The following is a 24,619-nucleotide window of genomic DNA, read 5'->3' on the forward strand; positions in this document are numbered from 1 at the left end:
CCATGACTCGCATCGCCATCAACGGATTCGGCCGCATCGGACGCAACGTGCTGCGCGCGCTGCTGGAGCGCGACACCACCCTCGAGATCGTCGCCGTCAACGACCTGACCGAGCCGAAGGCGCTCGCCCGGCTGCTCGCCTTCGACAGCACCTCGGGCCGCCTCGGGCGCCCGGTGACCGTCGACGGGGACGTCCTCGTCGTCGACGGACGCCGGATCAAGGTGCTGGCCGAGCGTGAGCCGGCGCAGCTGCCGTGGGCCGAGCTCGGGGTCGAGATCGTCCTGGAGGCCACCGGCCGCTTCACCTCGGCCAAGGCGGCGCGCGCCCACATCGACGCGGGGGCCAAGCGCGTCCTGGTCAGCGCCCCGGCGGACGGCGCCGACGTCACGCTGGCGTACGGCGTGAACACCGACGCCTACGACCCGGCGCTGCACACCATCGTCTCGAACGCCTCCTGCACCACCAACGCGCTCGCCCCGCTGGCCGCGGTTCTCGACGAACTGGCGGGCATCGAGCACGGGTTCATGACGACGGTGCACGCCTACACGCAGGAGCAGAACCTCCAGGACGGCCCGCACCGCGACCCGCGCCGGGCCCGTGCCGCCGGCGTCAACATCGTGCCGACCACGACCGGCGCCGCGAAGGCGATCGGCCTGGTGCTGCCGAACCTCGACGGGAAGCTGTCGGGCGACTCGATCCGCGTGCCGGTGCCGGTGGGCTCGATCGTCGAGCTCAACACGACCGTGTCGCGCGAGGTGTCGCGGGAGGACGTGCTGGCCGCCTACCGTGCGGCGGCGGACGGCCCGCTGGCCGGCGTCCTCGAGTACTCGGAGGACGCGCTCGTGTCCTCCGACATCACGGGCAACCCCGCCTCGTCGATCTTCGACTCGGAGCTCACCCGCGTCGACGGCCGTCACGTGAAGGTCGTCGCCTGGTACGACAACGAGTGGGGCTTCTCCAACCGTGTGATCGACTCGCTGGAGCTGCTCGCCGCCGGCTGACCGGAGCGAACACCGGGCAGGTGCCGGAGCGTGCCCGCCCGACGACCGACGCCGGCCGTGCCGCCGGGGCCTCGAGCCCTCGGCGCCACGGCCGGCGGTCGTCGTGCGCGAGCGCCCTGCCACCGCGCGCCGCGGGAGCTCCGGCGACACCCTGTCGCGGCGCCGGCGCCGGCGCCGGGGCCGACGCCGACGCCGACACCCGCGCCCGGGCTCGGCGGAGGCCGTGGGCGCCCCGCCCCGCCCCGCCCGCAACCGGCGGCACGGCTGCGGCGGGCGACCGGGGCGGGCGACCGCGGAGGCGTGCGAATACGGAAAGGGCCCGCAGGCGGGGACCGGTCAGACGGACCGCTGGTACTGGTCCGGCACCCGGATCTCGGCGCCCAGCTCGCGGGCCGCGCGCCGGGCCCAGTACGGATCGCGCAACAGCTCGCGGCCGAGGAGCACCGCGTCCGCCTCGCCGTTGGCGACGATCTTCTCCGCCTGGTCCGCCTCGGTGATCAGCCCCACCGCGGCGACCGGCAGCGCGGTCTCCGCCTTGACGCGGGCGGCGAAGGGCACCTGGTAGCCGGGGCCGGTGGGGATCCGGACACCGGAGACGTTGCCGCCGGTGGAGACGTCCAGCAGGTCGACGCCGTGCGCCCGCAGGTCCCCGGCGAGGCGGACGGTGTCGTCGGCGCTCCAGCCGCCCTCCTCCAGCCACTCGGTCGCCGAGACACGGAAGAACACCGGCCTGTCCTGCGGCCACACCGCACGCACCGCGTCCACGACCTCCAGCGCGAAGCGGGTGCGGTTCTCGTACGAGCCGCCGTAGGCGTCGGTGCGGTGGTTGGAGTGCGGGGAGAGGAACTCGTTGATCAGATAGCCGTGGGCGCCGTGGACCTCGACGACCTCGAAGCCCGCGGCCCGCGCCCGCCGGGCCGCGTCGGCGAACTGGGCCACGATCTCCCCGATCTGCCCGACCGTCAGCTCGTGCGGCAGGTGATGACCCTCCGCGAACGGCACCGCGCTCGGCGCGACGGGGGTCCAGCCGTGGGCGTCGGGGCCGACCGGGGCGCCGCCCGTCCAGGGCTGCGCGGTCGACGCCTTGCGGCCGGCGTGCGCGAGCTGGACGCCGGGCACGGTGCCCTGCGCGACCAGGAAGCGGGTGATGCGCCGGAAGGCCTCGACCTGCGTGTCGTTCCACAGGCCCAGGTCCTGCGGCGAGATGCGGCCCTCGGGGCTCACCGCGGTCGCCTCGGTGAGGATCAGGCCGGTGCCGCCGGCCGCGCGGGCGGCGTAGTGGGCGAAGTGCCAGTCGTGCGGGGCGCCGGCCCCGGGACCGTCCGGCTCGGCCGAGTACTGGCACATCGGGGCCATCCACACGCGGTTCGGGATGGTCAGCTCGCGCAGGGTGAAAGGCTCGAAGAGCGCGCTCACGGCGCCTCCATTCGTCACGGACGGGACGGTGGGACTTGTACGATAGCCGTCGTAGTACGGCAGGTGTCAAACTACGAAGGTCGTCGTACCATGGGTGTCATGACCATCAGTGCACCCGCCGGCAGTCGTGACCTCCCGCATCCGGCCCGTGAGGAGATCCGGCTGGAGGGGGTCCTGCACGCGCTGTCCGACCCGATGCGCCTGATGATCGTGCGGGAACTCGCGGCGGCCGGGGGAGGGGAGCTGACCTGCTCCCAGTTCGAGCTCCCGGTCACCAAGTCCACGACCACGCACCACTTCCGGGTGCTGCGCGAGAGCGGCGTCATCCGGCAGATCTACCGGGGCACGGCCAAGATGAACTGCCTGCGCGGCGACGACCTGGACGGGCTCTTCCCCGGTCTCCTCGATGCGCTCCTGGCCGCGGCCGACCGGCAGTCCGCCCGGCGGCGGTAGTCGGCGCAGGTCCTCCGGGTTGCGGCCCCGGCGGCCGCCGGGAACATGGGGGGAGGAACGGGGGGTGAGGCGCCCGCGCCGCCGGAACCGGCCCGCCGGGCGCCCCGACACGACTGGAGTCCCGTATGACGACCCTGCCGCCGCCCGTCACGCCGTACCTGGAGCCCGCCGCCAAGGCGCTGGCCGAGGCCACCGAACCGCACCCCCGGATCTACGAGGTGCCGCCGGAGAAGGGCCGGGACATCCTCCTCGGGCTCCAGAGCGACGCGAGCGTCCCCCGTCCCGAGGTCGACGAGGAGTGGGTGGAGGTCGACGCCGGTGAATGGGGCACGGTGCGCACCCGCATCGTCCGGCCCAAGGGGGCGACCGGTCCGCTGCCGGTGGTGTTCTTCATCCACGGCGCCGGGTGGGTGTTCGGTGACGAGAAGACGCACGACCGGCTCTTCCGTGAACTGGCCGTCGGCGCCGGAGCGGCCGGGGTCTTCCCCGTGTACGACCGCGCGCCGGAGGCGAAGTACCCGACGCAGGTCGAGCAGAACTACGCGGTCGGCCGCTGGGTGCGGGAGCACGGGGCCGACCACGGCCTGGACGCCTCGCGCGTCGCCGTGGCCGGCGACTCGGTGGGCGGATGCATGTCCACCGTGTTCGCCCTGATGAACAAGGAACGCGGCGGTCTCGACCTCAAGGCGCAGGTCCTGCTGTATCCGGTGACCGACGCCGACTTCGACACGCCGTCGTACCAGCAGTTCGCCGAGGGGCACTACCTCACCCGGGACGGGATGATCTGGTTCTGGGACCAGTACTCCGAGCCCGCGCAGCGCTCCGAACCCCACGCCTCCCCGCTCCGGGCGAGCCTCGACCAGCTCAGGGGGCTGCCCCCGACCCTCGTCGTCACCGACGAGGCGGACGTGCTGCGCGACGAGGGCGAGAAGTACGCCAACAGGCTGCGTGAGGCGGGCGTCGACGTCACCGCCGTGCGCGTCCTCGGCATGGTCCACGACTTCCTGATGCTGGACAGCCTCCGCGACACCCGCGGCGCGAACGTCGCCCGCCATCTGGCCGTCGAGGCCCTGAGGAAGGCGCTCCACCAGGGCTGACGACCGCCCGGCCCCTCCGCCGGACGGCGGAGGGGCCACGCCTCCGGCCATTTAGATGTACGATACAAGGAAAGTAGTTGTAATTGCCAATCATCGCCAATCATCCTGTAACCGTCATCTGAAGGGCTGGCCCTCTCCATGACCGCTTCCCCGGCCGCCGCCGCTCCGGGAGCAGTGTCCGCTCACGCCGCTCCCCGTCCGCGCGAGAGCGTCGGACACGTCGTGCAGCACCTGCTGACCCCGCTCCTGATGTGCCTGGGCATGGGCCTCGCCTATCTGGGCGCCTTCCACGCCCCCGCGCCGCACGGCATGGAGGTCGCGGTCGTGGGGACCGGGACCCGCGCGCAGGTCCTGGCGCAGACCCTCGAGGACAAGGCCGGGGACGGCCTCGACGTCAGGACCGTCCCGACGCGCGACGCCGCGGTGGACCGCCTGCTGGACCGGGACCTGGCCGCCGCGTACGTTCCGTCCACGAAGCACCCCGAACTGCTGGTCGCGAAGGCCAACTCCGACACCACGGCCACCGTCGCGGAGACCGTCTTCGGGAAGGTCGCGGCCGAGCAGCACGCGACGTTGTCGGTGACCGACCTCGCGCCCACCTCGGAGGGCGACCCCACCGGCCAGGGACTCTTCTTCGTCCTGGTGACGATCAGCATCGGCTCCTACGCGAGCGTCGCCGCCATCGGCGCGGCCGGCGCAGCCCTGCGGCTGTGGACCCGTGCCGCCATCGGTCTCGCCACCTCGCTGGTGGTGAGCGTCATCGGCATCGTCCTGGCCGGTCCGGTGTTCCACATCGTCGACCACGGCCTCGCCGGGGTGTGGGGGATGGCCTGGCTCTACTCGGCGGGCATCCTCGCGATCGGCGTCGGCCTGCACACGTTCCTCAAGCGGTGGACCACGCTGACGATGATGACGCTGTTCGTGATGCTCAACTTCACGACCTCGGGCGGCATCTTCCGTCCCGAGCTGCAGAACGGCTTCTTCGGCGCGCTGCACGCCTTCTGGAACGGTGCGGGCTTCGTCGAGGGCGTCCGCAGCCTGCTGTACTTCCCCTCCGCTCCCGGCCTGACCGGCAGGATCGTCTCGCTGGTCCTCTGGCTCGCCGTGGGTCTCGTCGCCCTCGCCGCGGCCGACGGCGCCGAACGGCGTGCCCGGCGGGCCGCCCGGCCCGCACCGCTGCCCACGGCCGAGGAACGGGACGCCGAGGAGGAGATGGCGGAGGCGGTGGCCGTCTGACCCGCGTGTCGGGAAAGACGGTTGGCGTCCGGAAGGACGCCGCCTAGGGTCGCCGTCATGACGCTGCGACTCTTCGAGGTGAACCTCAAGGCCCGGGACGACGCGGCGCTGGGCCGCTTCTGGGCCCAGGCGCTCGGCTGGACCGCCTCCGGCGCAGGCGGCGCCACCACCGTGAAGCCCTCGGACGTCGCCTGGCCGGACGCCGCCGCCGTCCGGGTCGACATCATCTCCGTACCCGATCCGGAGACCGTGGACACCCGCGTGCACCTGGAACTCGGCAGCGGCTCCGCGGCCCACCACGCGGAGCTGGTCGCCCGTCTGCGGGACCTCGGCGCGACGCCCGCCGACGCGGGGCAGGGGAACGTCCCCTGGACCGTCCTGTCCGACCCCGAGGGGAACACGTTCTGCGTCCAGGAGCCGCGGGAGTGCCACCGGGACACCGGGCCGATCGCCGCGGTGGTCCTCGACTGCGCGGACCCGCGCGCGACGGGCCGGTTCTGGGCGGAGGCGATGGGCTGGACCGCGCACGAGGTGACCGACGAGCACGCGCTGCTGCGCTCCGCCGAGAACACCGGCCCCTACCTGGAACTGGTCCGCACGCCCCACCTCAAGGGCGTCCGGCACCGGGCCCATCTCGACCTGGCCCCCCACCCGTTCGAGGCCGGCCTCCAGGCCGCGGAGGTGGCCCGGCTCGAAGGCATCGGCGCCACCCGCGCCGACGCGGGCCGGGGCGACTTTCCGTGGAAGGTGATGACCGACCCGGAGGGCAACGAGTTCTGCGTCCTCGGGCCCGCCTGACGGGTTCCTCGGGCCCGCCCCAGGGGGTTCCCGCGCCCGCCCGACGGGCGGGGAGCGGCCGGAGCGGGGCGTCCGCGCGTCGCGGGCGTCACGCGGGCCGCTCGGGTCCCTGGGGTCCCTGGGGTCCCTCGGGCAGGGTGTCCAGGGAGCCCCTGGCCACCATCGTCACGTCGCCGCCGACCCGGACGTTGTGCAGCGCGTCGGGAGTCCCCTGCGGCAGGACGACGAGCCGGCTCGGGCGGCCGGTGAAGCGCCCCTGCCGCAGCACGAACGCCTCGTCGACGGGCACGACGCCGTGCCGCGCCAGGTACGCGCCGACGCAGCCGGCCGCGCTGCCGGTCGCCACGTCCTCCAGGACCCCGTCGTTGTTCCAGTGCCGGCCCTCCAGGGCCTCGACGTCGATCAGGTAGGCGAACTGCGCCCCGTACCGGCCGAGCAGTTCCGCGAAGTCGCCGCGGACGATCCTCGCGCCGGCCAGACCCGCCGCCACGGGGACCAGGAGATAGCGCAGGCCGGTCGAGACGACCTCCAGGGGAAGGTCGGCGAGCGCACCGGCGGACAGGTTCAGGGCCGCGGCGATCTCGGACCTGCCCCGCGCGGGCACGGTCGCGAGGAACTCCGGTGGCCCCTGGTCGAGTTCCGCGTGGTACCCGGCGCCGGTGCGTCGGGTCGTCACCTCGACGGTCCTGCCGGTCAGGCGGAAGGTCCACCGCCGCGGTGCCGCGCCCCCGTCGCGCTCGTGCAGGACGGCTGCCGCCCCCAGGACCGGGTGACCGGCGAAGTCCAGTTCCTCGAAGAGGTCGAACACGCGGGCCGACACCTCCCGGTCCCCGTCCACGCCGCTCAGGAAGATCGTCTCGAAGTGGCGGAGCTCCTGGGTGATCGCGAGCATCTGCTCCGCCGAGAGGCCGGCGGCGTCGGGGACGACGGCAAGGCTGTTGCCGGTGAAGGCCGTGCCGGCGAACACGTCGACGTGGCGGTAGCTCAGGGGCATGGGAGGTCCAGGGTCCGTGGGGTGGTGGCCGGTCGTGCTCGACGCTAGGCCGGTGGGAGCTTTCGGTCCCGGGCCAATCCCGCTCAGGTGGCCCAGGTGAGTGCCCCGCGTGACGCGTTCCCGCGTCGCGGCTGCCGCGGATCCTCGGTGACCGGCGCGGCGGTTCGCCGGTCACGCCTTCCGATTTCCGGGTGAACTCGCCTCTTCGCCACGATTTCCCGCCCGACTCCGCCGAACATTCCCGACGTCATTCCCGCAGGGCGGGAACGCGCTGGTCAACGGGATGTCGACGCAGGGCCCGGTGCGTCCTCGCGGCGAGGTCGCGGGCCGACGGGTGGCCCCGGCTGGGCCCTTCGACGGCCCTCGCCGCCGGTGAATGCGCTGTCGACGGGAGCGAATTCCGGCCACGTTTAGCGACCGGTTTAGTTACCGTCTCCGCTTTTTCCCGCCGGGGCCCGCGAGACTTTCGATCGACTATTGACATGACCGAATCAGCGAATGCTGTCATGGGTCGCGGCAGCCGCCTCGCGGACCGGACGACCGTCCTCCGCGGCGTCCCTGCCGAGCCGATCGTCTGCCCACCGGGCCGGCTGTCGGCGCCGTACCCCCGGTGACGCCGAGACGGCGGCGGGAGACCCCCGACCCCCGTGGAACCGCCGATGCGTCCCCGCGGGACCGCCCCCACACTGCCGTCACGCGCCCGACACGGCGTACGGCGAGGACGAAAGGACGAACGAGGATGAGACGACGCGTCGCATTACGGCTCGGTGCGGCTCTGGCGACCGGTGCGGTCGCCGCGGCGACCGGGGTGGTGCTTTCGATGCCCACGGCGTCGGCGGCCGCCGCCGGGGCCACCGGCTTCGCCACCCAGAACGGCGGCACCACCGGAGGCGCGGGCGGACAGACCGTGCGCGCCACGACCGGAACCGCGATCCACACGGCCCTGTGCAACCGGGCCAGCCGGAGCACCCCGATCGTCATCCAGGTCGAAGGAACGATCAACCACGCGAACACCAGCCAGGTCTCGGGCGGCAGTTGCAGCACGGCCAGCGGCGTGATCGAGCTCAAGCAGATCAGCAACGTCACCATCGTCGGTGTCGGCGGCGGCGCCGTCTTCGACCAACTGGGCATCCACATCCGGGAGTCCAGCAACATCATCATCCAGAACGTGACCGTCCGGAACGTCAAGAAGTCGGGGTCGCCCACCTCCAACGGAGGTGACGCCATCGGCATGGAGAGCGACGTCCGCAACGTCTGGGTCGACCACACCACGCTGGAGGCGTCGGGCGGCGAGTCGGAGGGCTACGACGGCCTGTTCGACATGAAGGACAACACGCAGTACGTCACGCTCTCCTACAGCACGCTGCGCAACTCCGGCCGCGGCGGCCTCATCGGGTCCAGCGAGAGCGACGTCAGCAACGGCTACGTGACCTTCCACCACAACCTGTACGAGAACATCGACTCCCGCACCCCGCTGCTGCGCGGTGGTGTGGCCCACATCTACAACAACCACTACCGGAACCTGAACGAGTCCGGCATCAACTCCCGCGCCGGTGCCCGCGCGAAGGTCGACAACAACTACTTCGAGGACTCCAAGGACGTCCTGGGCACCTTCTACACGGACGCGGCCGGCTACTGGCAGGTCTCCGGGAACATCTTCGACAACGTGACCTGGTCCAGCAGGAGCGGCGACACCAACCCGGCCGGCCCGAACCCGCAGTCGAACACGACGGTCTCCGTGCCGTACGGCTTCAGCCTGGACGCGGCGAACTGCGTGCCGAGCGTGGTGAGCCAGACGGCCGGCGCGAACAAGGGCCTGCGCGTCTCGGACGGCAACTGCACGCCCCAGACCCCGGCCCCGACGCCCACCACCCCGGCCCCGACGACCCCGGCTCCGACGTCGCCCGCCCCGACGACGACGCCGACCCAGCCCAGCGGGACCAACCTCAGCCTCGGCGCCGGCGCCGACGGCTCCAGCAAGGCCGACGGCACCAGCTACGGCAACGTGCGGGACGGCGACCTGTCGACCTACTGGTCGCCGGCCGGCAGCACGGGCTCCGTCTCGGTCAAGTGGGGCTCGCCCACGGCGGTGTCCCAGGCCAACATCCGTGAGGCGTCGGGTTCCGTGGGCGCCGTCCGGTCCTGGCGGCTGCTGAACCACGACACCGGCGCCGTCCTCGCCTCCGGCACCACGGCGGGCGTCGTGAGCTTCCCCCGCACCACCCTGAGCAAGATCACCTTCGAGATCACCGGCTCCCAGGGGACGCCGCGGATCGCCGAGTTCGAGACGTACGCCGGCTAGTGCCCACAGGGACCGGCTGACGCGGACGGGACCGGACCGTGCGTCCAGCCGGCCCGGTGACCGCGCCGAGGTGCTTCCCGAGCCTCGGCGCGGTCCTCACTCCTCGGTGGGCAGCCAGGCGCCGTGCAGACCCAGGGGGACCCGGACGGGGATGCGGACGAGGGCGACGGGGCCGGCGCCGGGATCCTCGCCGGGCAGGACCAGGAGCCAACTGCTGTCGTCGGTGCGGTCGGTGGCGAAGGTCAGCCAGTGGCCGCGGCCGGCGTCCCGCGAGCCGGGCGCCGGCGCGAAGACGGGCTCGCCGACCGACAGGTCGCCGGCGTCCCAGGTCCGGGTGCCGGTGACGCCGTCGCTCCCCGTGTCGTACCAGCGCAGCGCGTCGTACTCGCCGGGCAGCAGGCCCTCGGTGCGGCCGCTGTCGGCCGCGACCGCGAGCCGCCGGTGGGGGCGTCCGACGACGCGGTCGTCGATCCTCGGCAGTTCGACGCGTGCGTCGTCGAGCAGGGTGCGCCGCATGCTCCCGGCGGCCGGGTCGATCACGGCGCGGGTCAGGCCGTGCTGGTCGGCGTTGCGCGCACGGTGGTGGTCGGGGGAGCCGGCGCCGGGGCCGAGGGCGAGACGGGGCCACTGGACGTAGTCGAGGACGACCCGGCCGTCGGCGGGGTCGTCGTAGGCGTTGACCGTGTGCCACAGCCAGTAGGCCTCGTCGTCCGCCCAGCGCACCGGTCCGCCGTCGCGGGGAATCAGGGCGACGCGGGTGCCCCGCTCGGGGCGCCAGGCCACGAAGGAACCGCCGTTCATCGCGGCGGCGATGTCGAAGAAGGCCGGAGCGAGGGTGATCACCAGGTACCGCTCGGTGAGGGCCATGTCGTGGATCATCCGTGGCTCGTCCACCCCCTCCACCGGGGTGGGGCCACGGCGCACGGCACCGTCGGGGCCGATCACCGACCAGGTGAGGTGGGGCGGGTCGAGGGCGTAGCAGAAGACCACCATCTCACCGGTCACCGGGTCGATCTTGGGATGCGCGGTGATGCCGGCCGGCAGGCGTCCGTCGAACTTCTCCTTGCCGAGGGTGTCGAGCCCGGGGCTCATGCGGAACGGGCAGTCCGACTCGGCGAGAGCCAGCAGACGGCCGGCGTGCCGGACGACGTTGATGTCGGGCAGCGGCTTGAAGGTGTCGGCCAGCTCGTCGCCCACCTCGTCGGCACCCGGCAGGATCATGGACTCCAGCCCGCCCCACAGGGCGTGCCCGGCCTTCTCCTCCGCGACCATCGCGGGCGTGCGGACGAAGCGGTTGCGGTAGCGGGCGCGGCCCTCCGACAGCCACACCCCGTGGATCATGCCGTCGCCGTCCAGCGGGTACAGGTAGCTGCCGATGGGGGTGAACCGCGGATTGGGCCCGTTGCGCAGGTAGACGCCGTCCAGGTCGTGGGGGAGTTCGCCGGTGACCTCGCAGTCCGCCGCGTCCACCTCCGCCGTGACAGGGGCGAAGCGGCCGGCGAGGTGGGCCACGCGGGTCGGGTCGAAGGCGGGGGCCATCACGTCGTCCCTTCGGGCGTCGGGCGTCGGGCGTCGGGTGCCGGGCGCTGGGCCTCGGGCGTCGGATGCCGGGCGTTGGGCGTTGGGCGTCGGGCGTCGGTCGTCGGGACTTCCGGCCACGCTCGTGAGCCGGGCCCCGGGCCGGAGGGCCTCCTCGGTCGGAGGGGCCCCGGGTGCTTGCCGTGCGACCAGTCAAGGCGGGGCGGTCCGCCGGTGCCACTCGGAGGGGGCCGACCGTCGGTGCCGTGACGGTCCCGTTCACGTGCCGCCGTGCGACGGCCGCACACGACCTGCGGCGCGCGCGGGGCGACGGATAGCATCGGGGCATGCCGCTGACCGCCGAGGACGTGGACAGGTTCGAGATCGCGAGGCCCCGGCTGGGGGCCATCGCCTACCGGCTGCTGGGGTCCTCGAGCGACGCCGAGGACGCCGTGCAGGAAACGTTCCTGCGCTGGCACGCCGCCGATCCGCGGCACATCGAGGTCCCCGAGGCGTGGCTGACCAAGGTGCTCACGCGTCTGTGCCTCAACCAGCTCACCTCGGCCCGCGCCCGCCGGGAGACCTACGTCGGCCAGTGGCTGCCCGAGCCGCTGCTGGAGGGCGACCCGATGCTGGGCCCCGCCGAGACGGTGGAGCAGCGGGAGTCCGTCTCGTACGCGGTGATGACGCTGATGGAGCGGCTGTCCCCGAACGAGCGCGCGGTGTACGTGCTGCGGGAGGCGTTCGGGCACTCCCACCGGGAGATCGCCGACATCCTCGACATCGGCGAGGCGGCCAGCCAGCAGATCTTCCACCGTGCCAAGCAGCACCTGGCGCAGGGCCGCACCCGCACCGAGGTCGACGGGACGGCGGCGCGGCGCATCGCCGAGGAGTTCCTGACGGCGGCGACGAGCGGGAAGTACGACGGTCTGCTGCGCCTGCTGACCGACGACGCCGTGGCGGTCGGGGACGGCGGCGGCAAGGTCCCGGCGCGGGCCAAGGCGTTCGAGGGCGCCCGGGCGGTCGCGAAGTTCATGTGGGGCCTGTTCCGGCCGGCCCCGGCCAAGCGGGCGATCGTCGGCGGTTCGCCCGAGATCCACGCCACGACGGCCAACGGCGAGCCCGCCGTCGTGGCGGTCGTCGAGGGGCGTGTGGTCGGGATCGTGTGCCTGGAGGTCACGCCCGAGGGCATCGCGGCGTTCCGCAGCCAGGTCAACCCCGACAAGCTCGGCCGGGCCACCCGGCGGTGGGCGGAGGGCGGCCACGGGGAGCCCTTGTTCCACGCCTTCTGAGGCGCGTCGCGAGGCCACGCGTGAGTGTGGCCCACGTCACTTTCCGTTTCTGTCAGGAAATCGCGAGCTGTCCGGTTCAAGAGGCGTACCGGCCCTCGAACGGGTCACGGACCGCGCAGACAGGAGCAGGAAAATGCAGCACCGCATCATCGTTCTCGGCGCCGGATACACGGGAGCCACCGCCGCCGGCCGACTCGCCAGGAGGCTGCACCCGGACGACGTGAGCATCACGCTCGTCAACGCAGCGCCCGACTTCGTCGAGCGGGTCCGGATGCACCAGCTCGCGACGGGCCAGGAGCTGAGGAGCCGTCCTTTCAGCGAGATGTTCAAGGGCACCGGCGTGCGGCTGGAGGTCGCCGAGGTCGCCGGAATCGACGTCGACCGCCGCACCGTCCAGGTCTCCGGCGACGGGGTGGGCGGCGGCACGAAGGAGTTGGACTACGACACCCTGGTGTACGCCCTCGGCAGTGGCTGGGACGACCACGGCGTGCCCGGCACCACGGAGCACGCCCACGAGATCGCGAGCAGGGCCGGAGCTCTCAGGCTCCGCGAGCGGCTGGCGGAGCTCGGGGCGGGAGAGACCGTGACCGTCGTCGGCGGTGGCCTCACCGGACTGGAGGCGGCCACCGAGATCGCCGAGTCGCACCCGCACCTCGCCGTCTCCCTCGCCGTCCGGGGTTCCCTGGGCGACTGGCTCTCCGCGAAGGGCCGCGCGCACCTGCGCAAGGTCCTCGACGGCCTGGGCGTCACCGTCCACGAGCACGCGTCGGTCACCGCCGTCGCGGCCGAGCACGTCACCACGGCCGACGGCGCGAATCTGCCGGCCGACGTGACCGTGTGGACCACCGGCTTCGCGGTGCACCCGATCGCCGGGGCCAGCGCCCTGGAGACCGGCGCCACGGGCCAGATCGTGGTCGACGCGACCATGCGCTCGGTGTCGCACCCGGACGTCTACGCGGTGGGCGACGCGGCCCTGGCCATGGGGGACGGCGGTACGCCGCTGCGGATGTCCTGCGCCAGCGGCGTCCCCACCGCCTGGCAGGCCGCCGACTCCATCGCGGCCCGGCTCACCGGAGGGAAGCTCCCGAAGACGGCGCTGCGCTACTTCAACCAGTGCGTCTCGCTCGGGCGCAAGGAAGGGCTCATCCAGTACGTCACCGCCGACGACCGCGCCAAGGACGCGGCGCTGACCGGCCGGATCGCGGCGTTCTACAAGGAGATCGTGTGCAAGGGCGCGGCCTGGGGCGTCGCCAACCCGACCCTCGGGATGCCCGGCCGCCGTCGGCACATCGTGCCGGCCGAGGAGCGGACCGCCCCGGCCCTCGAGGCCCGGGCCGCCGAGGCCTCCGCCTGACCCCACCGCCCCTCGACACGGATCCACCCGCCCCCTGCCGGTCGGCGCAGTGACGCTGACCCGTGCGGGGGGCTTGGGTCCCCCGGAGAGACCCGCCTCCGCTCACGGGTGAGGCGGGCCGGGTGGGCGCGTGCTGGGGTGGAGGTCACTGCCCCCGCCCGGAGCGGGCGTCGCCGGACGCGTACCGCCCGAGGGCGTCCGCGGCCGACTGCGACCGGTCGCGGCGGGGCCGACTTCCCAGGAGGACGACGATGACCCGCTCCACCCGATCCGCGCGGCCCACCCGTTCCGCACGACGCCGGGGTTTCCGTGTGGCCCTCCCGCTGGCGAGCGCCGCCCTCGTCGCCGCGGTCGCCACGGCCGCCGCCCCGCTCGCCCAGGCCGCCGGTTCTCCCTGGCGCACGGGCCAGGAACAGTGCGCGCAACCGCATTGCGCCGGAGGAACGGAGCGGGCGAGGGGGCCGATCCCCGGGGAGGAGCCCGCGACGGCCGCGGGTGAGGCGGACGACGCCGGTGCCGCCGCGCCGGAGCTCGCGGGGGACGGCGCGACCGGCTCCGGGGCCGCGGGGACTGCGGCCGACGATCCCGCGGTCGACGAGCCGGCGGCCGACGCGGGGTGGGCGGACGGTCCCGAGGCCGGAGAGGGGATGGGCTCCGAGGAAGGGATGGGCTCGGAGGGGGCGGCGGGGGCGGACGCTGGTGAACCGGGCGTCGTGTGGCCCGACCCGTTGGGTGAGGAAGCCCTGTCGGGGCTCATGGGCTCGGACGCCATGGGTTCGGACGCCATGGGGTCCGCCGCCGCGGACGCCGGCGATGTGGGGGCGGACCCCATGGGCGAGGCCCCCGTCGGGCAGGAACCGGGCGTGACGCCGGAGCCGTCGGACGCCGGCCTCGCGGACGGGGCGGAGGGCGCGTCCGGTGGTCTGCCGGACGAGGCCGGGACCCCGGCCGACCAGGGCATGCCGGTATGGCCGAGCGAGCAGTCGGAGCCCGGGGTCGCGGACGCCCCCGTCGCGCCCGTGCCGTCCGGCCAGGGCAGCCCGGCGCAGTCGGTGCCGCCCGCGAACCCCGACGCGCAGCAGTCGCCGCAGGGGGAGACGGTCGAGCACACCGCCTCCCTGCTCCCCGCCTTCGACGGCCTCCCGGCCCAGACGCCCGACGAGTAGGCGGTCCCCGTCACGGGCCTCCGGCACGCGCTGCCGGGGGCTCGCGGCGCACCGCATAGGCTGGGCGGATGCCGGACGAGTACCGCACAGTGGCCCGCGCGGGCGTGCACGAGACCGAGATCAACCGCTCCCGCTTCCTGTGCAGCCTCGCCCCGGCGGCCACCGAGGAGGACGCGCAGGCGTTCGTCGCCGCCGTCCGCAAGGAGCACGCGGACGCCACGCACAACTGCTTCGCCTACGTGATCGGCGCCGACGCCTCCGTGCAGAAGGCCTCCGACGACGGCGAGCCGGGCGGCACCGCCGGCGTGCCGATGCTGCAGATGCTGATGCGCCGCGAGATGCGCTACGTCGTGGCCGTGGTGACCCGGTACTACGGCGGCGTCAAGCTGGGCGCGGGCGGGCTGATCCGCGCCTACGGCGGCGCGGTCGGCGAGGCCCTCGACGCCCTGGGGACGCTCACCCGGCGGCGCTTCCGGGTGGCCACGGTGACCGTGGACCACCAGCGGGCCGGGAAGGTCGAGAACGACCTGCGGTCCACCGGGCGCGAGGTGCGCGACGTGCGCTACGGGGAGCGGGTGGAGATCGAGATCGGTCTGCCCGACGCCGAGGTGCCCGCCTTCGAGGCGTGGCTGGCCGATGCCACCGCCGGTACCGCCCGCCTCGAACTCGGCGGAGAGGCGTACGGCGACGCCTGACCGCGCGGGGGCGGCCACCGCCGTCCCTTCCGCGTGCCGGGGTGTCTGGGGTGCTCCCGCCCGCACCACGTGGTGCTCGCAGGTCCGGCGCCCTCGCCCGCACCGGCGGTACGCCCCGCTCGCCCTGTTCCGCTGCGCCTCGCGCTCCTGCGCGGGTCACCTCCCTCCCCCCCCGCGTCTGGGTGCTGCGGCACCCGCCCCGCGCCCGGGCCTGCGGCGACTTCGGCCCGCCGACGCCCGCGGTGGGCAACGCCTCCGGCGACCCGTCTGCTCGGCCAGGGACTACCGCCAGGCCCGGCAGACCATGTCTCCCGCGGCCCGCCGCGTCCGGGCGGGACGCCCCCGACCACAGCAGGCCGTGCCGTGCGCGACCCCGCCGCATCGGGCGGGACCACCGCCACCGCCCACGCCACCCACCCGCCGCCCCGCCCGGCCGGCACCCACCCCGCCGTTCACCCCCGTGGAGCCCGCGCCCACAGCGCTCGCGCACATGTCTTGTCACCACATGGGCCACGCCTTACTCTCCGGTAAGTAACCGCCGGTAACCCGGGCGACCTGTGCGCCCTCCGTCGACGAGCAGGAGTGAGCCGCGTGGAAAGATTCCGCACCGCAGACCGGCCCCAGGCCGCCCCCGAGGCCCCGCGGCGCGCCCCCGCACGGCGGCTGCTCGCCGCCTCGCTGGTGGCCCTGGCCTGCGTGGGCGCGCAGACCGGGGTCGCCCAGGCGGTGCCCGCCGCCCCGTCGGAGACGGCCGCCGCCCAGGCGGCCTCCGACTTCTACACCCCGCCCGCGACCCTGCCCGCGCAGAACGGCGCGCTGGTGCGCACCGAGCCGCTGCCGCTGGCCATCAGCCTGCCGACCCTGGGCGGCCCGTTCCCCGGCAAGGCCACCCGGCTGATGTACCGGTCCACGGACTCCGCCGGGCAGCCCGTCGCGGTGACCGGCGCCTACGTCGAGCCCACCGCCCAGTGGCGCGGCGGCGGCGCGCGGCCGCTGGTGGCCGTGGCGCCCGGCACCATGGGGCAGGGCGACGAGTGCGCCGCCTCCAAGGGGCTCCAGTACCCGATCCTGCTGGAGGGCGACTCCCTCTCCGTCGGCTACGAGGACCTGTCGATCTACCGGCTGCTCGCCTCCGGCGTCGCCGTCGTCGTCACCGACTACGTCGGACTCGGCGCGACGGACCGGCTGCACACCTACGTCAACCGCGTCGACGGCGCGCACGCGGTGCTGGACGCGGTCCGGGCGGCCCGCTCGCTGCCCGGCACCTCGCTGACGTCCGAGTCGCGGATCGGCCTCTACGGCTACAGCCAGGGCGGCGGCGCCACCGCGGCCGCGGCCGAGCTCGCCGCCTCCTACGCCCCGGACGTGCGGCTGTCCGGCACCTACGCCGGAGCCCCGCCGGCCGACCTGACCGAGACGATCAAGGGCATCGACGGGAGCGCCCTGACCGGCGCCCTCGGCTGGTCGCTCAACGGCTTCCTCCAGGCCTACCCCGACCTGCGTCCGATCGCCGACGCCCACCTCAACGACAAGGGCCGCGCCGCGCTCGAGGACCTGTCCGGCATGTGCATCGGCGACTCGCTCCTCGGCTACGGGTTCCGTCGCAGTTCCTCCTGGACCAACGACGGCAGCTCCCTCTCGCAGATCGTGGAGCGCGAGCCCCGCATCCGGGAGGTGCTCGACGAGCAGCGCATCGGCGACCGCAAGCCGTCCGGGCCGGTGCGGGTGGCGACCGGCGTCCAGGACGACATCGTGCCGCACCGGCAGTCCCGGCAGATGGCGGTCGACTGGTGCCGCAAGGGCGGCAACGTCACCTACAAGGCGATCGTCCTGCCCAACCTCGGCGACAAGATCCTCACCAACCACATGGTGCCGTTGCTCACCGACCAGGGTGCCGCCGTGGACTGGCTGAAGGACCGGCTCGAGGGAAAGGCGGCGGCCTCGAACTGCTGGAGCATGCCGGTCCAGCCCTGACGGCCCGTCGGTGAGCCGCCCGGGAGCCTCGACGGTCTCCCGGGCGGCGGCCGGTCCCGTTCACGCACACCGGTCAAGAACCGGCATGTGCCGTTGAATTGGCGCAATTGGGGCAAAACGCCACCAAGTCCCGTGTTGTCCGTGGCCCCCGTTAAGGTCGGTGGGCATGAGGCTGCTGCACACGTCGGACTGGCATCTCGGCCGGTCGTTCCACCGGGTGAACATGCTCGGCGCCCAGTCGGCGTTCGTCGACCACCTGCTCGCCGCCGTGCGCGAGCACCAGGTCGACGCCGTGGTCGTCTCGGGGGACGTCTACGACCGTGCGGTGCCGCCGCTGGCCGCCGTGGAGCTGTTCGACAACGCCCTGCACCGGCTCGCGGACCTCGGCGTGCCGACCGTGATGATCTCCGGCAACCACGACTCCGCCCGCCGCCTCGGCGTCGGCGCCGGGCTGATCGACCGGGCCGGCATCCACCTGCGCACCGACGCCGCCTCGGCCGGCATCCCGGTGCTCCTCCCGGACGCCTTCGGCGAGGTCGCCTTCTACGGGCTGCCGTACCTCGAACCGGCCCTGGTGAAGGAGGAGTTCGGCGTCGACAGGGCAGGACACGAGGCGGTGCTGGGCGCCGCCATGGACCGGGTCCGGGCCGACCTCGCCGGCCGGCCCGCCGGGACCCGCTCGGTCGTCCTGGCGCACGCCTTCGTCACCGGGGGCAAGGGCAGCGACAGCGAGCGCGACATCACCGTCGGCGGCGTCGCCTCGGTGTCCGCCTCCGTCTTCGACGGCGTCGACTACGTCGCCCTCGGCCACCTGCACGGCTGCCAGACCCTCACCGAACGGATCCGCTACTCCGGCTCGCCGCTCCCGTACTCCTTCTCCGAGGCCGACCACCGCAAGACCATGTGGCTGGTGGACCTCGACGCCCACGGCGGCGTGAGCGCCGAGCGGATCGACTGCCCGGTGCCCCGGGCGCTCGCCCGGATACGCGGCCCGCTGGAGCAGCTGCTCGAGGACCCCGGCCTGACCCGGCACGAGGACGCCTGGATCGAGGCCACCCTCACCGACCCGGTGCGCCCGGCCGAACCGATGGCCCGCCTGTGCGAGCGCTTCCCGCACACCCTCAGCCTGGCCTTCGAACCCGATCGCGCCCCCGAGGAGGCCGGCGTCTCCTACGCCCGCCGTCTCGCCGGACGCACCGACCAGCAGATCGCCGAGGACTTCGTGGCCCACGTCCGGGGCGCGGGACCCGACGATGACGAGCGCGTCGTGCTCCGCGACGCCTTCGACGCCGTGCGCGCCGACGCCGCCGTCAAGGAGGTCGCCCGATGAGGCTCCACCGGCTCGAGATGACCGCCTTCGGCCCGTTCGGCTCGACGCAGACCGTCGACTTCGACGAGCTCGCGGCGGCCGGCCTCTTCCTGCTGCACGGCCCGACCGGCGCCGGCAAGACCTCCGTGCTGGACGCCGTCTGCTACGCGCTCTACGGCAAGGTGCCCGGCGCCCGCGAGAGCGGCCACAGCGGCGCCCAGGGCTCCGCCCTGCGCAGCGACCACGCGGACCCGAAGGTCCCCACCAAGGTCGTGCTGGAGCTGACCGTCGCGGGCCGCCGCCTGGAGGTCACCCGGCAGCCGGCCTGGCTCCGCCCGAAGCTGCGCGGAAAGGGCACCACCCCCGAGAAGGCGCAGAGCCTGCTGCGCGAGCACGACGCCGCGGCGGGCGCCTGGAAGAGCACCGGCAGCCGCTCCCACCAGGAGATTGGCGAGGAGCTCACCCAGCTCCTCGGCATGAGCCGGGACCAGTTCTGCCAGGTGGTCCTGCTGCCGCAGGGCGACTTCGCCCGGTTCCTGCGCGCCGACGCCGAGGCCCGGGGCAAGCTGCTCGGCAAGCTCTTCGCCACGGAGCGGTTCGGCGAGGTCGAGAAGCGCCTCGCCGAACGCCGCCGCGCCACCGAGACCCGGGTGAAGGAGGCCGACGCGGACCTCCTCGCCCGCGCCCACCGCATGCAGCAGGCCGCCGGCGACGCCATGGACCTGCCCGCCCTCGCCCCCGGGGACCCCGGTCTCGCCGCGACCGTGCTGGCCGAGGCCGCCGTCGCCCGGTCCACCGCCCGCGAACAGCTCGACGTCGCCCGCGCCGCGCTCGACGCCGCCGAGGCGCACCGCGCGGAGACCGGGCGGAGGGCCGCCGAGGTGCGCGAACTCGCCCGCCTGCAGGCCCGGTTCGCCGACGCGCAGGCGCGCGCCGACCGCCTGGAGGAGGGCTCCGAGGTTTGCCGGGAGGCGGAGCGGGTGATGGAGCGGTCCCGCAAGGCGGAGGCCGTGGCGCCCGCCCTCGACCTGCGCCGCGCCGCGGAGGCCGAGCACCGCCGGGCGACCGCCGCCGAACAGCGGGCCCGCGCCCTGCTCCCCGCCGAGCGCGCCGGGGACGGGGCCGCCGGACTGGCCGCCGCCGCCCGCCGCGCCGCCGAGGAACTGGGCGGCCTGGAGTCCGCCCGCCGCGCCGAGCACCGCCTGCACGACCTGACCGCCGAACGCGACCGGCTGGACCGGCAGGAGCGGGACGACGAGGAGGCCCTCCAGGAGGCCGAGGAGTGGCTGGCCGGCTGGGAGGAGACCCGTGCCGCCCTCCAGACCCGGACCGAGGCCGCCCAGGAAGCCGCCACCCGGGCCGAACAGCTCGCCGCACGGCAGGAACCCGCCCGCCGACGACTGGACGCAGCCCGCGAGCGGGACCGGCTCACCGCCGAGACGGAGACCGCCCACGCGCGGGCCGCCGCCGCCCGGGAGAGCGCGGCGGCCGCCCACGAGCACTGGAACACCCTGCGCGAACAGCGGCTGGACGGCATCGCCGCCGAACTCGCCGCCGCCCTGCGCGACGGCGAACCCTGCGCCGTCTGCGGCTCCCCGGACCACCCCGCCCCGGCCGGCAGGTCCGCCGGCCACGTCGACCGGGCCGCCGAGGAGGCCGCCCGCGCCGATCACCGGCGCCTCCAGGAGGAGGCCGAGCACGCCGAGCGGCGCCACGCGGGACTGCGGGAGTCGCTGGCCGCCGCCGTGGCCGAGGCCGGTGAGGACGGAGCCGAGGAGCTCGCCCGCGAGCTGGCCGAGCTCACCGAGCGGCACCGTCGCGAGCACCTCGCCGCGGGCGACCTCCACCCGGCCCGCGAGGAACTGCGCCGCGCCGAGCAGGAGCACGCCCGCCGCACCGCCGACCGGCAGGAGGCCGCCGTCCGCGCCGCCGCCCGTGTCGGACACCGCGAACGCCTCGACCAGGAACGCGCCACGCTGGAGCAGGAGCTCGCCGAGGCGCGCGGCGCCGCCTCGACCGTCGCCGCCCGCGCCGCCCAGCTGGAGCGCGCGGTCACCCTGCTCGACGAGGCCGCCGAGGCGGCCCGCGCCGCCCAGGACGCCGCCCACCGGCTCAAGGACGCCGACGCCCGGCTCGCCGACGCCGCCTACCGGGCCGGCTTCGAGACCCCCCAGGCCGCCGCCGACGCCCTGCTCGACGCGGCGGAACACCGGGCCCTGCAGCGCCGGATCGACGCCTGGCGCAACGAGTACGCGGCGGTCCGCGCCGTCCTCGCCGAGGAGGAGACCGCCGCCGCGGACCGGCTCCCGCCCGCCGACCCGGCCACCGCCGAGACCGAGCTCGCCGCCGCCACCCGCCGTGCCCGCGAGGCCGCCTCCGCCTACGACGCCGCCGAGCGGCGCTGCGACGACCTGGACCGGCTCTCCGCCGAGGCCGCCCGCGCCGCCCGCGCGCTCGCCCCGCTGCGCGCCGAGCACGACAAGGTGGCCCGGATGGCCGGCCTGGCCGCCGGCACCTCCGCCGACAACGAGCGCAAGATGCGCCTGGAGTCCTACGTGCTGGCCGCCCGCCTGGAACAGGTCGCCGCGGCGGCCACCGCCAGGCTGCTCAGGATGTCCGGCGGCCGCTACACGCTGATCCACTCCGACGGCCGCTCCGGCCGGGGCCGCAGCGGCCTCGGCCTGCACGTGGTCGACGCCTGGACCGGCCGGGAGCGGGACACCGCCACCCTCTCCGGGGGCGAGACCTTCTTCGCCTCCCTCGCCCTCGCGCTGGGCCTGGCCGACGTGGTCACCGAGGAGGCGGGCGGTGTCCGGCTCGACACCCTCTTCATCGACGAGGGCTTCGGCAGCCTCGACGACCAGACACTCGACGAGGTCCTCGACGTCCTCGACTCCCTGCGTGAGCGCGACCGCAGCGTGGGCATCGTCAGCCACGTCGCCGACCTCAAGCGCCGGGTGCACGCCCAGCTCGAGGTGGTGAAGGGACGGCAGGGCTCGCGGCTGCGGCAGCGCGGGGTGCCCGGCCGGGACCGAGGCGCGGACCAGGGCTGAGCCCGGGCCAGGACCGGGGCTGAGCCCGAGACCGGGATCGGGGCCGGGGCCGAGGTGGCGGCGGGGGCCGGGACAGCGGCCGACCTCGTGGGGGCGGGCCGTCAGCCGGTGATCGCCCGGCGGGGGAGCGGCGAGGAGTACACCACGCTGGTCGTCACCGAGCCGAGCCCGCCGATCCGCCCGGTGACCTCCTCCAGGTGCCGCATCGAGCGCGCGGTCACCTTGAGGACGAAGCAGTCCGCCCCGGTGACGTGGTGCGCCTCCACGATCTCCGGGGTGACGGCCACCAGGTCGTGGAACGGCTTGTAGTTCCCCGTCGGGTAGCGCAGCCGGACGAAGGCGAGGATCGGCAGGCCCAGCCGTTCCGGGTCGACGACGGCGGAGTAGCCCCGGATCACCCCGGCCTCCTCCAGCCGCCGCACCCGCTCGGTGACGGCGCTGGCCGACATCGAGACGGCCCGCGCCAGCTCCGTGAAACTGGCCCGGCCGTCCCGCTGCAGGACCTCGAGAATGCTCAGGTCCGTGGAGTCCGGCAGGTACGCCGGGGAATGCGTGGTCATGCCGGGAGCATGCCGGGGATTTCCCGGCCGATCAAGGCGCCTGCCGTGGAAGGCAGGTTCCCGCGGATGATCAACGGGCCTAGATTCTTCGGTGTCGGGAGTCGACGACACCCGCACGGACCCGAAGGGACGCCCTCATGACCGCGAGCACCACGACCACCGCCCCCGGCACGACCGCCAACGCCGTCCTGCGGGTGCCGCCGGCGGCACCCGCCGAGGCCGCCGCCTACTTCTCCGCGAGCCTCGCCTTCCACGCCGACGTGTCCGACGTGGCCGCCGCCCTCGCCGAGGCCGGTCCGGGCGGCGACCCGGGCTTCGTGGTGATCGACACCCGCTCCACCGAGTCCTGGGACCAGGGACACGTCCCCGGCGCGCTGCACCTGCCCACCGCGCAGATCCCGCAGCTGGCGGCGCGGCTGCTCGACCCGGCCGTCCCGGTGGTCACCTACTGCTGGGGCCCCGGCTGCAACGGCGCCACGCGCGCCGCGCTGGCCCTCTCCCTGCTCGGCTACCCGGTCAAGGAGATGCTGGGCGGCTTCGAGTACTGGGCCCGCGAGGGCTTCGCCTACGAGACCGCCGAGGGCGGCGAGCGCCGGGACCCCGACCCGCTCACCGCCCCGGTGGCCGCGGACGCCGACTGCGGCTGCTGACACGGGGCCAGGAGCGCCGTCAGGAGCGGCGTCGGGGGCCGGCCTCGCGAGCGGCGTCAGAGCTGGGACAGCTCGTCCACCAGGTCGTCCAGTCCCAGCGAGCCCTGCGACAGCGCCGCCATGTGCCAGGCCTTGAGATCGAAGGCGTCGCCGTGCCGCTCACGGGCCTTCTCCCGGCCCAGCAGCCAGGCGCGTTCGCCCAGCTTGTAGCCGATGGCCTGGCCGGGCATCGACAGGTAGCGGATCAGCTCGCTCGCGACGAAGTCCGCCGGACGGCTGCTGTGCGCGCCGAAGAACTCCTCGGCCAGGGCGGGCGTCCAGCGCTCACCCGGGTGGAAGGGGGAGTCCGCCGGGATCTCCAGCTCCAGGTGCATGCCGATGTCCACGATCACCCGTGCCGCACGCATCATCTGGGCGTCCAGGTAGCCGAGCCGCTCCTCCGGGTCCGACAGGAAGCCCAGCTCGTCCATCAGCCGCTCCGCGTACAGCGCCCAGCCCTCCATGTTGGCGCTGACCCCGCCGATCGAGGCCTGGTACCGGGAGAGGTCCTTGGCGACGTAGGTCCACTGCGCGAGCTGCAGGTGATGGCCCGGCACCCCCTCGTGGTACCAGGTGGAGACCAGGTCGTAGACCGGGAAGCGGGTCTGCCCCATGGTGGGCAGCCAGGTGCGGCCCGGCCGGGAGAAGTCCTCGGAGGGGTTGGTGTAGTAGGGGGCGGCGGCGCCGCCGGGCGGGGCGATGCGCGACTCCACCCGCTTCACCGGCTCGGCGAGGTCGAAGTGCGTCCCGTCCAGGTCGGCCACGGCGCGGTCCATGAGGTCCTGGAGCCATGCCTGGACCTCCTCGACGCCGATGTGCCGGCCGTGCTCGTCCAGGTGGGCCAGCGCGACCCAGGGGGTCGCCGCGCCGGGCAGGATCAGCTCGGCCGCGGCCCTCATCTCGCCCAGGATCCGGTGGTACTCGGACCAGCCGTAGGCGTACGCCTCGTCCAGGTCCAGATCGGTGCCGTTGAAGTACCGGGCCCAGCGGGCGTAGCGCTCCCGGCCCACGGTGTCCGGGGCGTCGGCGACGGCCGGGGCGTACACGTCCCGCATCCAGTCGCGCAGCTCCGCCAGGGCGGCGGTGGCGCCACGGGCCGCCTCGTCCAGCTCCCCGCGGAGCTTCTCGGGACCGTCGGCGGCGAAGTCCTCGAACCAGCCCCGGCCGGTGCCGTTCGGGTCCGCCCACTCGGCGAGCTGCTCGAGGAACGTGGCGGTGGGCCGCGGCCCGGCGTACAGCTTCCGCTCCAGGCCCAGGGCCAGCGACTCCCGGTATCCGGCCAGCGCGGCGGGCACCGCGCGCAACCGCTCGGCGATCGCCGCCCAGTCCGCCTCCGTGTCGGCGGGGGTGACGGTGAAGACCTCACGGACCGCGTGGGCCGGGCTGTGGATGTTGCTGACCACCCGCAGGCCTTCCTGGGCCTCGTGGACGGCCAGTTCGGCGGTCAGCCGCTCCCGCAGCAGCCGGGCGCAGCGCCGCTCGATGCCGGAGTCGGCGCCGGGCCGTCGTTCGGCCTCCTCCAGCCGCGCCAGGGTGGCCCGCTGGAGCTCGGCCATGGCCTCCTGGCCGGCCGGCGAGAGGTCGGGGAGCCTGTTCGAACACGCGTCGACGCCGAGGTAGGTGCCGGTGATCGGGTCGAGGGCGATCAGGTCGTCGACGTAGGCGTCGGCGACCTGACGGGGCAGCGGGTTGGTGATGTCTGACATGGGCCC

The 24,619-nt window shown here is 74.4% G+C and carries 19 protein-coding genes; 14 read left to right on the forward strand and 5 right to left on the reverse strand.

All coding sequences use genetic code 11. From position 1 onward, the window contains the following. Window positions 1-2 precede the first annotated feature (2 nt). Entirely contained in the window at window positions 3-1,001 is a 999-nt protein-coding gene (gene gap / locus ABT026_RS11600) for a type I glyceraldehyde-3-phosphate dehydrogenase (protein WP_351113989.1), read from the forward strand. A 336-nt stretch (window positions 1,002-1,337) separates the two neighbouring features. Here the strand turns inward: gap and ABT026_RS11605 are convergent, their stop codons facing one another. Continuing rightward, window positions 1,338-2,417, reverse strand: a complete 1,080-nt coding sequence (locus ABT026_RS11605) for an NADH:flavin oxidoreductase/NADH oxidase (protein WP_351113990.1) — start codon at window positions 2,415-2,417, stop codon at window positions 1,338-1,340. 99 nt (window positions 2,418-2,516) lie between these two features. On the opposite strand from ABT026_RS11605, the gene ABT026_RS11610 reads away from it, so the two are divergent. The 4 genes from ABT026_RS11610 to ABT026_RS11625 all read left to right on the forward strand — a co-directional run bounded on the left by ABT026_RS11610 (window position 2,517) and on the right by ABT026_RS11625 (window position 6,001). Then, complete coding sequence (locus ABT026_RS11610; protein ID WP_351113991.1) at window positions 2,517-2,870, forward strand: ArsR/SmtB family transcription factor; 354 nt, start codon at window positions 2,517-2,519, stop codon at window positions 2,868-2,870. A gap of 125 nt (window positions 2,871-2,995) precedes the next feature. Next, window positions 2,996-3,967: an alpha/beta hydrolase gene (locus ABT026_RS11615; protein ID WP_351113992.1), complete on the forward strand. Its 972-nt coding sequence runs from the start codon at window positions 2,996-2,998 to the stop codon at window positions 3,965-3,967. A 138-nt stretch (window positions 3,968-4,105) separates the two neighbouring features. Further along, window positions 4,106-5,203 carry an ABC-2 transporter permease gene (locus tag ABT026_RS11620; RefSeq protein WP_351113993.1) on the forward strand — a complete coding sequence of 366 codons (1,098 nt, stop codon included), beginning with the start codon at window positions 4,106-4,108 and terminating at the stop codon, window positions 5,201-5,203. A 57-nt stretch (window positions 5,204-5,260) separates the two neighbouring features. After that, window positions 5,261-6,001 carry a VOC family protein gene (locus tag ABT026_RS11625; protein WP_351113994.1) on the forward strand — a complete coding sequence of 247 codons (741 nt, stop codon included), beginning with the start codon at window positions 5,261-5,263 and terminating at the stop codon, window positions 5,999-6,001. Between the two features lie 88 nt (window positions 6,002-6,089). Here ABT026_RS11625 and ABT026_RS11630 read toward each other — a convergent pair whose 3' ends face one another. Then, on the reverse strand, window positions 6,090-6,995 hold the full coding sequence (locus tag ABT026_RS11630) for a PhzF family phenazine biosynthesis protein (protein ID WP_351113996.1): 906 nt from the start codon (window positions 6,993-6,995) through the stop codon (window positions 6,090-6,092). A 739-nt stretch (window positions 6,996-7,734) separates the two neighbouring features. On the opposite strand from ABT026_RS11630, the gene ABT026_RS11635 reads away from it, so the two are divergent. Further along, window positions 7,735-9,297 (forward strand): pectate lyase family protein, encoded by a 1,563-nt coding sequence (locus ABT026_RS11635; RefSeq protein ID WP_351113998.1) that lies wholly within the window; start codon window positions 7,735-7,737, stop codon window positions 9,295-9,297. Window positions 9,298-9,393: 96 nt separating this feature from the next. Here the strand turns inward: ABT026_RS11635 and ABT026_RS11640 are convergent, their stop codons facing one another. After that, complete coding sequence (locus ABT026_RS11640) at window positions 9,394-10,836, reverse strand: carotenoid oxygenase family protein (protein ID WP_351113999.1); 1,443 nt, start codon at window positions 10,834-10,836, stop codon at window positions 9,394-9,396. Window positions 10,837-11,162: 326 nt separating this feature from the next. On the opposite strand from ABT026_RS11640, the gene ABT026_RS11645 reads away from it, so the two are divergent. The 7 genes from ABT026_RS11645 (at window position 11,163) to ABT026_RS11675 (ending at window position 21,658) form a co-directional block, all read left to right on the forward strand. Further along, window positions 11,163-12,107 carry an RNA polymerase sigma-70 factor gene (locus ABT026_RS11645; RefSeq protein WP_351114001.1) on the forward strand — a complete coding sequence of 315 codons (945 nt, stop codon included), beginning with the start codon at window positions 11,163-11,165 and terminating at the stop codon, window positions 12,105-12,107. A gap of 133 nt (window positions 12,108-12,240) precedes the next feature. Continuing rightward, the gene (locus ABT026_RS11650; protein ID WP_351114002.1) at window positions 12,241-13,461 is read left to right on the forward strand and encodes an NAD(P)/FAD-dependent oxidoreductase; all 1,221 of its coding nucleotides are present in this window, start codon (window positions 12,241-12,243) and stop codon (window positions 13,459-13,461) included. A 251-nt stretch (window positions 13,462-13,712) separates the two neighbouring features. Continuing rightward, window positions 13,713-14,627, forward strand: a complete 915-nt coding sequence (locus tag ABT026_RS11655; protein WP_351114003.1) for a hypothetical protein — start codon at window positions 13,713-13,715, stop codon at window positions 14,625-14,627. A gap of 68 nt (window positions 14,628-14,695) precedes the next feature. Next, the gene (locus ABT026_RS11660) at window positions 14,696-15,322 is read left to right on the forward strand and encodes a YigZ family protein (protein ID WP_351114004.1); all 627 of its coding nucleotides are present in this window, start codon (window positions 14,696-14,698) and stop codon (window positions 15,320-15,322) included. A 591-nt stretch (window positions 15,323-15,913) separates the two neighbouring features. Then, window positions 15,914-17,296: a lipase family protein gene (locus tag ABT026_RS11665; RefSeq protein WP_351114005.1), complete on the forward strand. Its 1,383-nt coding sequence runs from the start codon at window positions 15,914-15,916 to the stop codon at window positions 17,294-17,296. Window positions 17,297-17,462: 166 nt separating this feature from the next. Further along, entirely contained in the window at window positions 17,463-18,626 is a 1,164-nt protein-coding gene (locus ABT026_RS11670) for an exonuclease SbcCD subunit D (protein WP_351114007.1), read from the forward strand. After that, a complete protein-coding gene (locus ABT026_RS11675) occupies window positions 18,623-21,658 on the forward strand; it encodes an AAA family ATPase (RefSeq protein WP_351114008.1) in 3,036 nt (1,011 codons plus the stop codon). The genes ABT026_RS11670 and ABT026_RS11675 overlap by 4 nt, the downstream gene beginning before the upstream one ends. A 101-nt stretch (window positions 21,659-21,759) precedes the next feature. Here the strand turns inward: ABT026_RS11675 and ABT026_RS11680 are convergent, their stop codons facing one another. Further along, window positions 21,760-22,218, reverse strand: coding sequence for an Lrp/AsnC family transcriptional regulator (locus tag ABT026_RS11680; protein ID WP_351114009.1), 459 nt, complete (start codon window positions 22,216-22,218; stop codon window positions 21,760-21,762). Between the two features lie 137 nt (window positions 22,219-22,355). On the opposite strand from ABT026_RS11680, the gene ABT026_RS11685 reads away from it, so the two are divergent. Beyond that, window positions 22,356-22,868 carry a rhodanese-like domain-containing protein gene (locus ABT026_RS11685; protein ID WP_351114010.1) on the forward strand — a complete coding sequence of 171 codons (513 nt, stop codon included), beginning with the start codon at window positions 22,356-22,358 and terminating at the stop codon, window positions 22,866-22,868. A gap of 56 nt (window positions 22,869-22,924) precedes the next feature. Here the strand turns inward: ABT026_RS11685 and ABT026_RS11690 are convergent, their stop codons facing one another. After that, complete coding sequence (locus tag ABT026_RS11690; RefSeq protein WP_351114011.1) at window positions 22,925-24,613, reverse strand: DUF885 domain-containing protein; 1,689 nt, start codon at window positions 24,611-24,613, stop codon at window positions 22,925-22,927. Window positions 24,614-24,619: the final 6 nt, after the last annotated feature.

The sequence above is a fragment of the Streptomyces sp. NPDC002734 genome, from assembly GCF_040295685.1.
Classification (GTDB): Bacteria; Actinomycetota; Actinomycetes; order Streptomycetales; family Streptomycetaceae; genus Streptomyces.

Coding starts and splice junctions, on each gene's coding strand:
- gap (WP_351113989.1), top strand. CDS start 3: ATGACTCGCATCGCCATCAACGGATTCGGCCGCATCGGACGCAACGTG.
- ABT026_RS11610 (WP_351113991.1), top strand. CDS start 2,517: ATGACCATCAGTGCACCCGCCGGCAGTCGTGACCTCCCGCATCCGGCC.
- ABT026_RS11615 (WP_351113992.1), top strand. CDS start 2,996: ATGACGACCCTGCCGCCGCCCGTCACGCCGTACCTGGAGCCCGCCGCC.
- ABT026_RS11620 (WP_351113993.1), top strand. CDS start 4,106: ATGACCGCTTCCCCGGCCGCCGCCGCTCCGGGAGCAGTGTCCGCTCAC.
- ABT026_RS11625 (WP_351113994.1), top strand. CDS start 5,261: ATGACGCTGCGACTCTTCGAGGTGAACCTCAAGGCCCGGGACGACGCG.
- ABT026_RS11630 (WP_351113996.1), bottom strand. CDS start 6,995: ATGCCCCTGAGCTACCGCCACGTCGACGTGTTCGCCGGCACGGCCTTC.
- ABT026_RS11635 (WP_351113998.1), top strand. CDS start 7,735: ATGAGACGACGCGTCGCATTACGGCTCGGTGCGGCTCTGGCGACCGGT.
- ABT026_RS11640 (WP_351113999.1), bottom strand. CDS start 10,836: ATGGCCCCCGCCTTCGACCCGACCCGCGTGGCCCACCTCGCCGGCCGC.
- ABT026_RS11645 (WP_351114001.1), top strand. CDS start 11,163: ATGCCGCTGACCGCCGAGGACGTGGACAGGTTCGAGATCGCGAGGCCC.
- ABT026_RS11650 (WP_351114002.1), top strand. CDS start 12,241: ATGCAGCACCGCATCATCGTTCTCGGCGCCGGATACACGGGAGCCACC.
- ABT026_RS11655 (WP_351114003.1), top strand. CDS start 13,713: ATGACCCGCTCCACCCGATCCGCGCGGCCCACCCGTTCCGCACGACGC.
- ABT026_RS11660 (WP_351114004.1), top strand. CDS start 14,696: ATGCCGGACGAGTACCGCACAGTGGCCCGCGCGGGCGTGCACGAGACC.
- ABT026_RS11670 (WP_351114007.1), top strand. CDS start 17,463: ATGAGGCTGCTGCACACGTCGGACTGGCATCTCGGCCGGTCGTTCCAC.
- ABT026_RS11675 (WP_351114008.1), top strand. CDS start 18,623: ATGAGGCTCCACCGGCTCGAGATGACCGCCTTCGGCCCGTTCGGCTCG.
- ABT026_RS11680 (WP_351114009.1), bottom strand. CDS start 22,218: ATGACCACGCATTCCCCGGCGTACCTGCCGGACTCCACGGACCTGAGC.
- ABT026_RS11685 (WP_351114010.1), top strand. CDS start 22,356: ATGACCGCGAGCACCACGACCACCGCCCCCGGCACGACCGCCAACGCC.
- ABT026_RS11690 (WP_351114011.1), bottom strand. CDS start 24,613: ATGTCAGACATCACCAACCCGCTGCCCCGTCAGGTCGCCGACGCCTAC.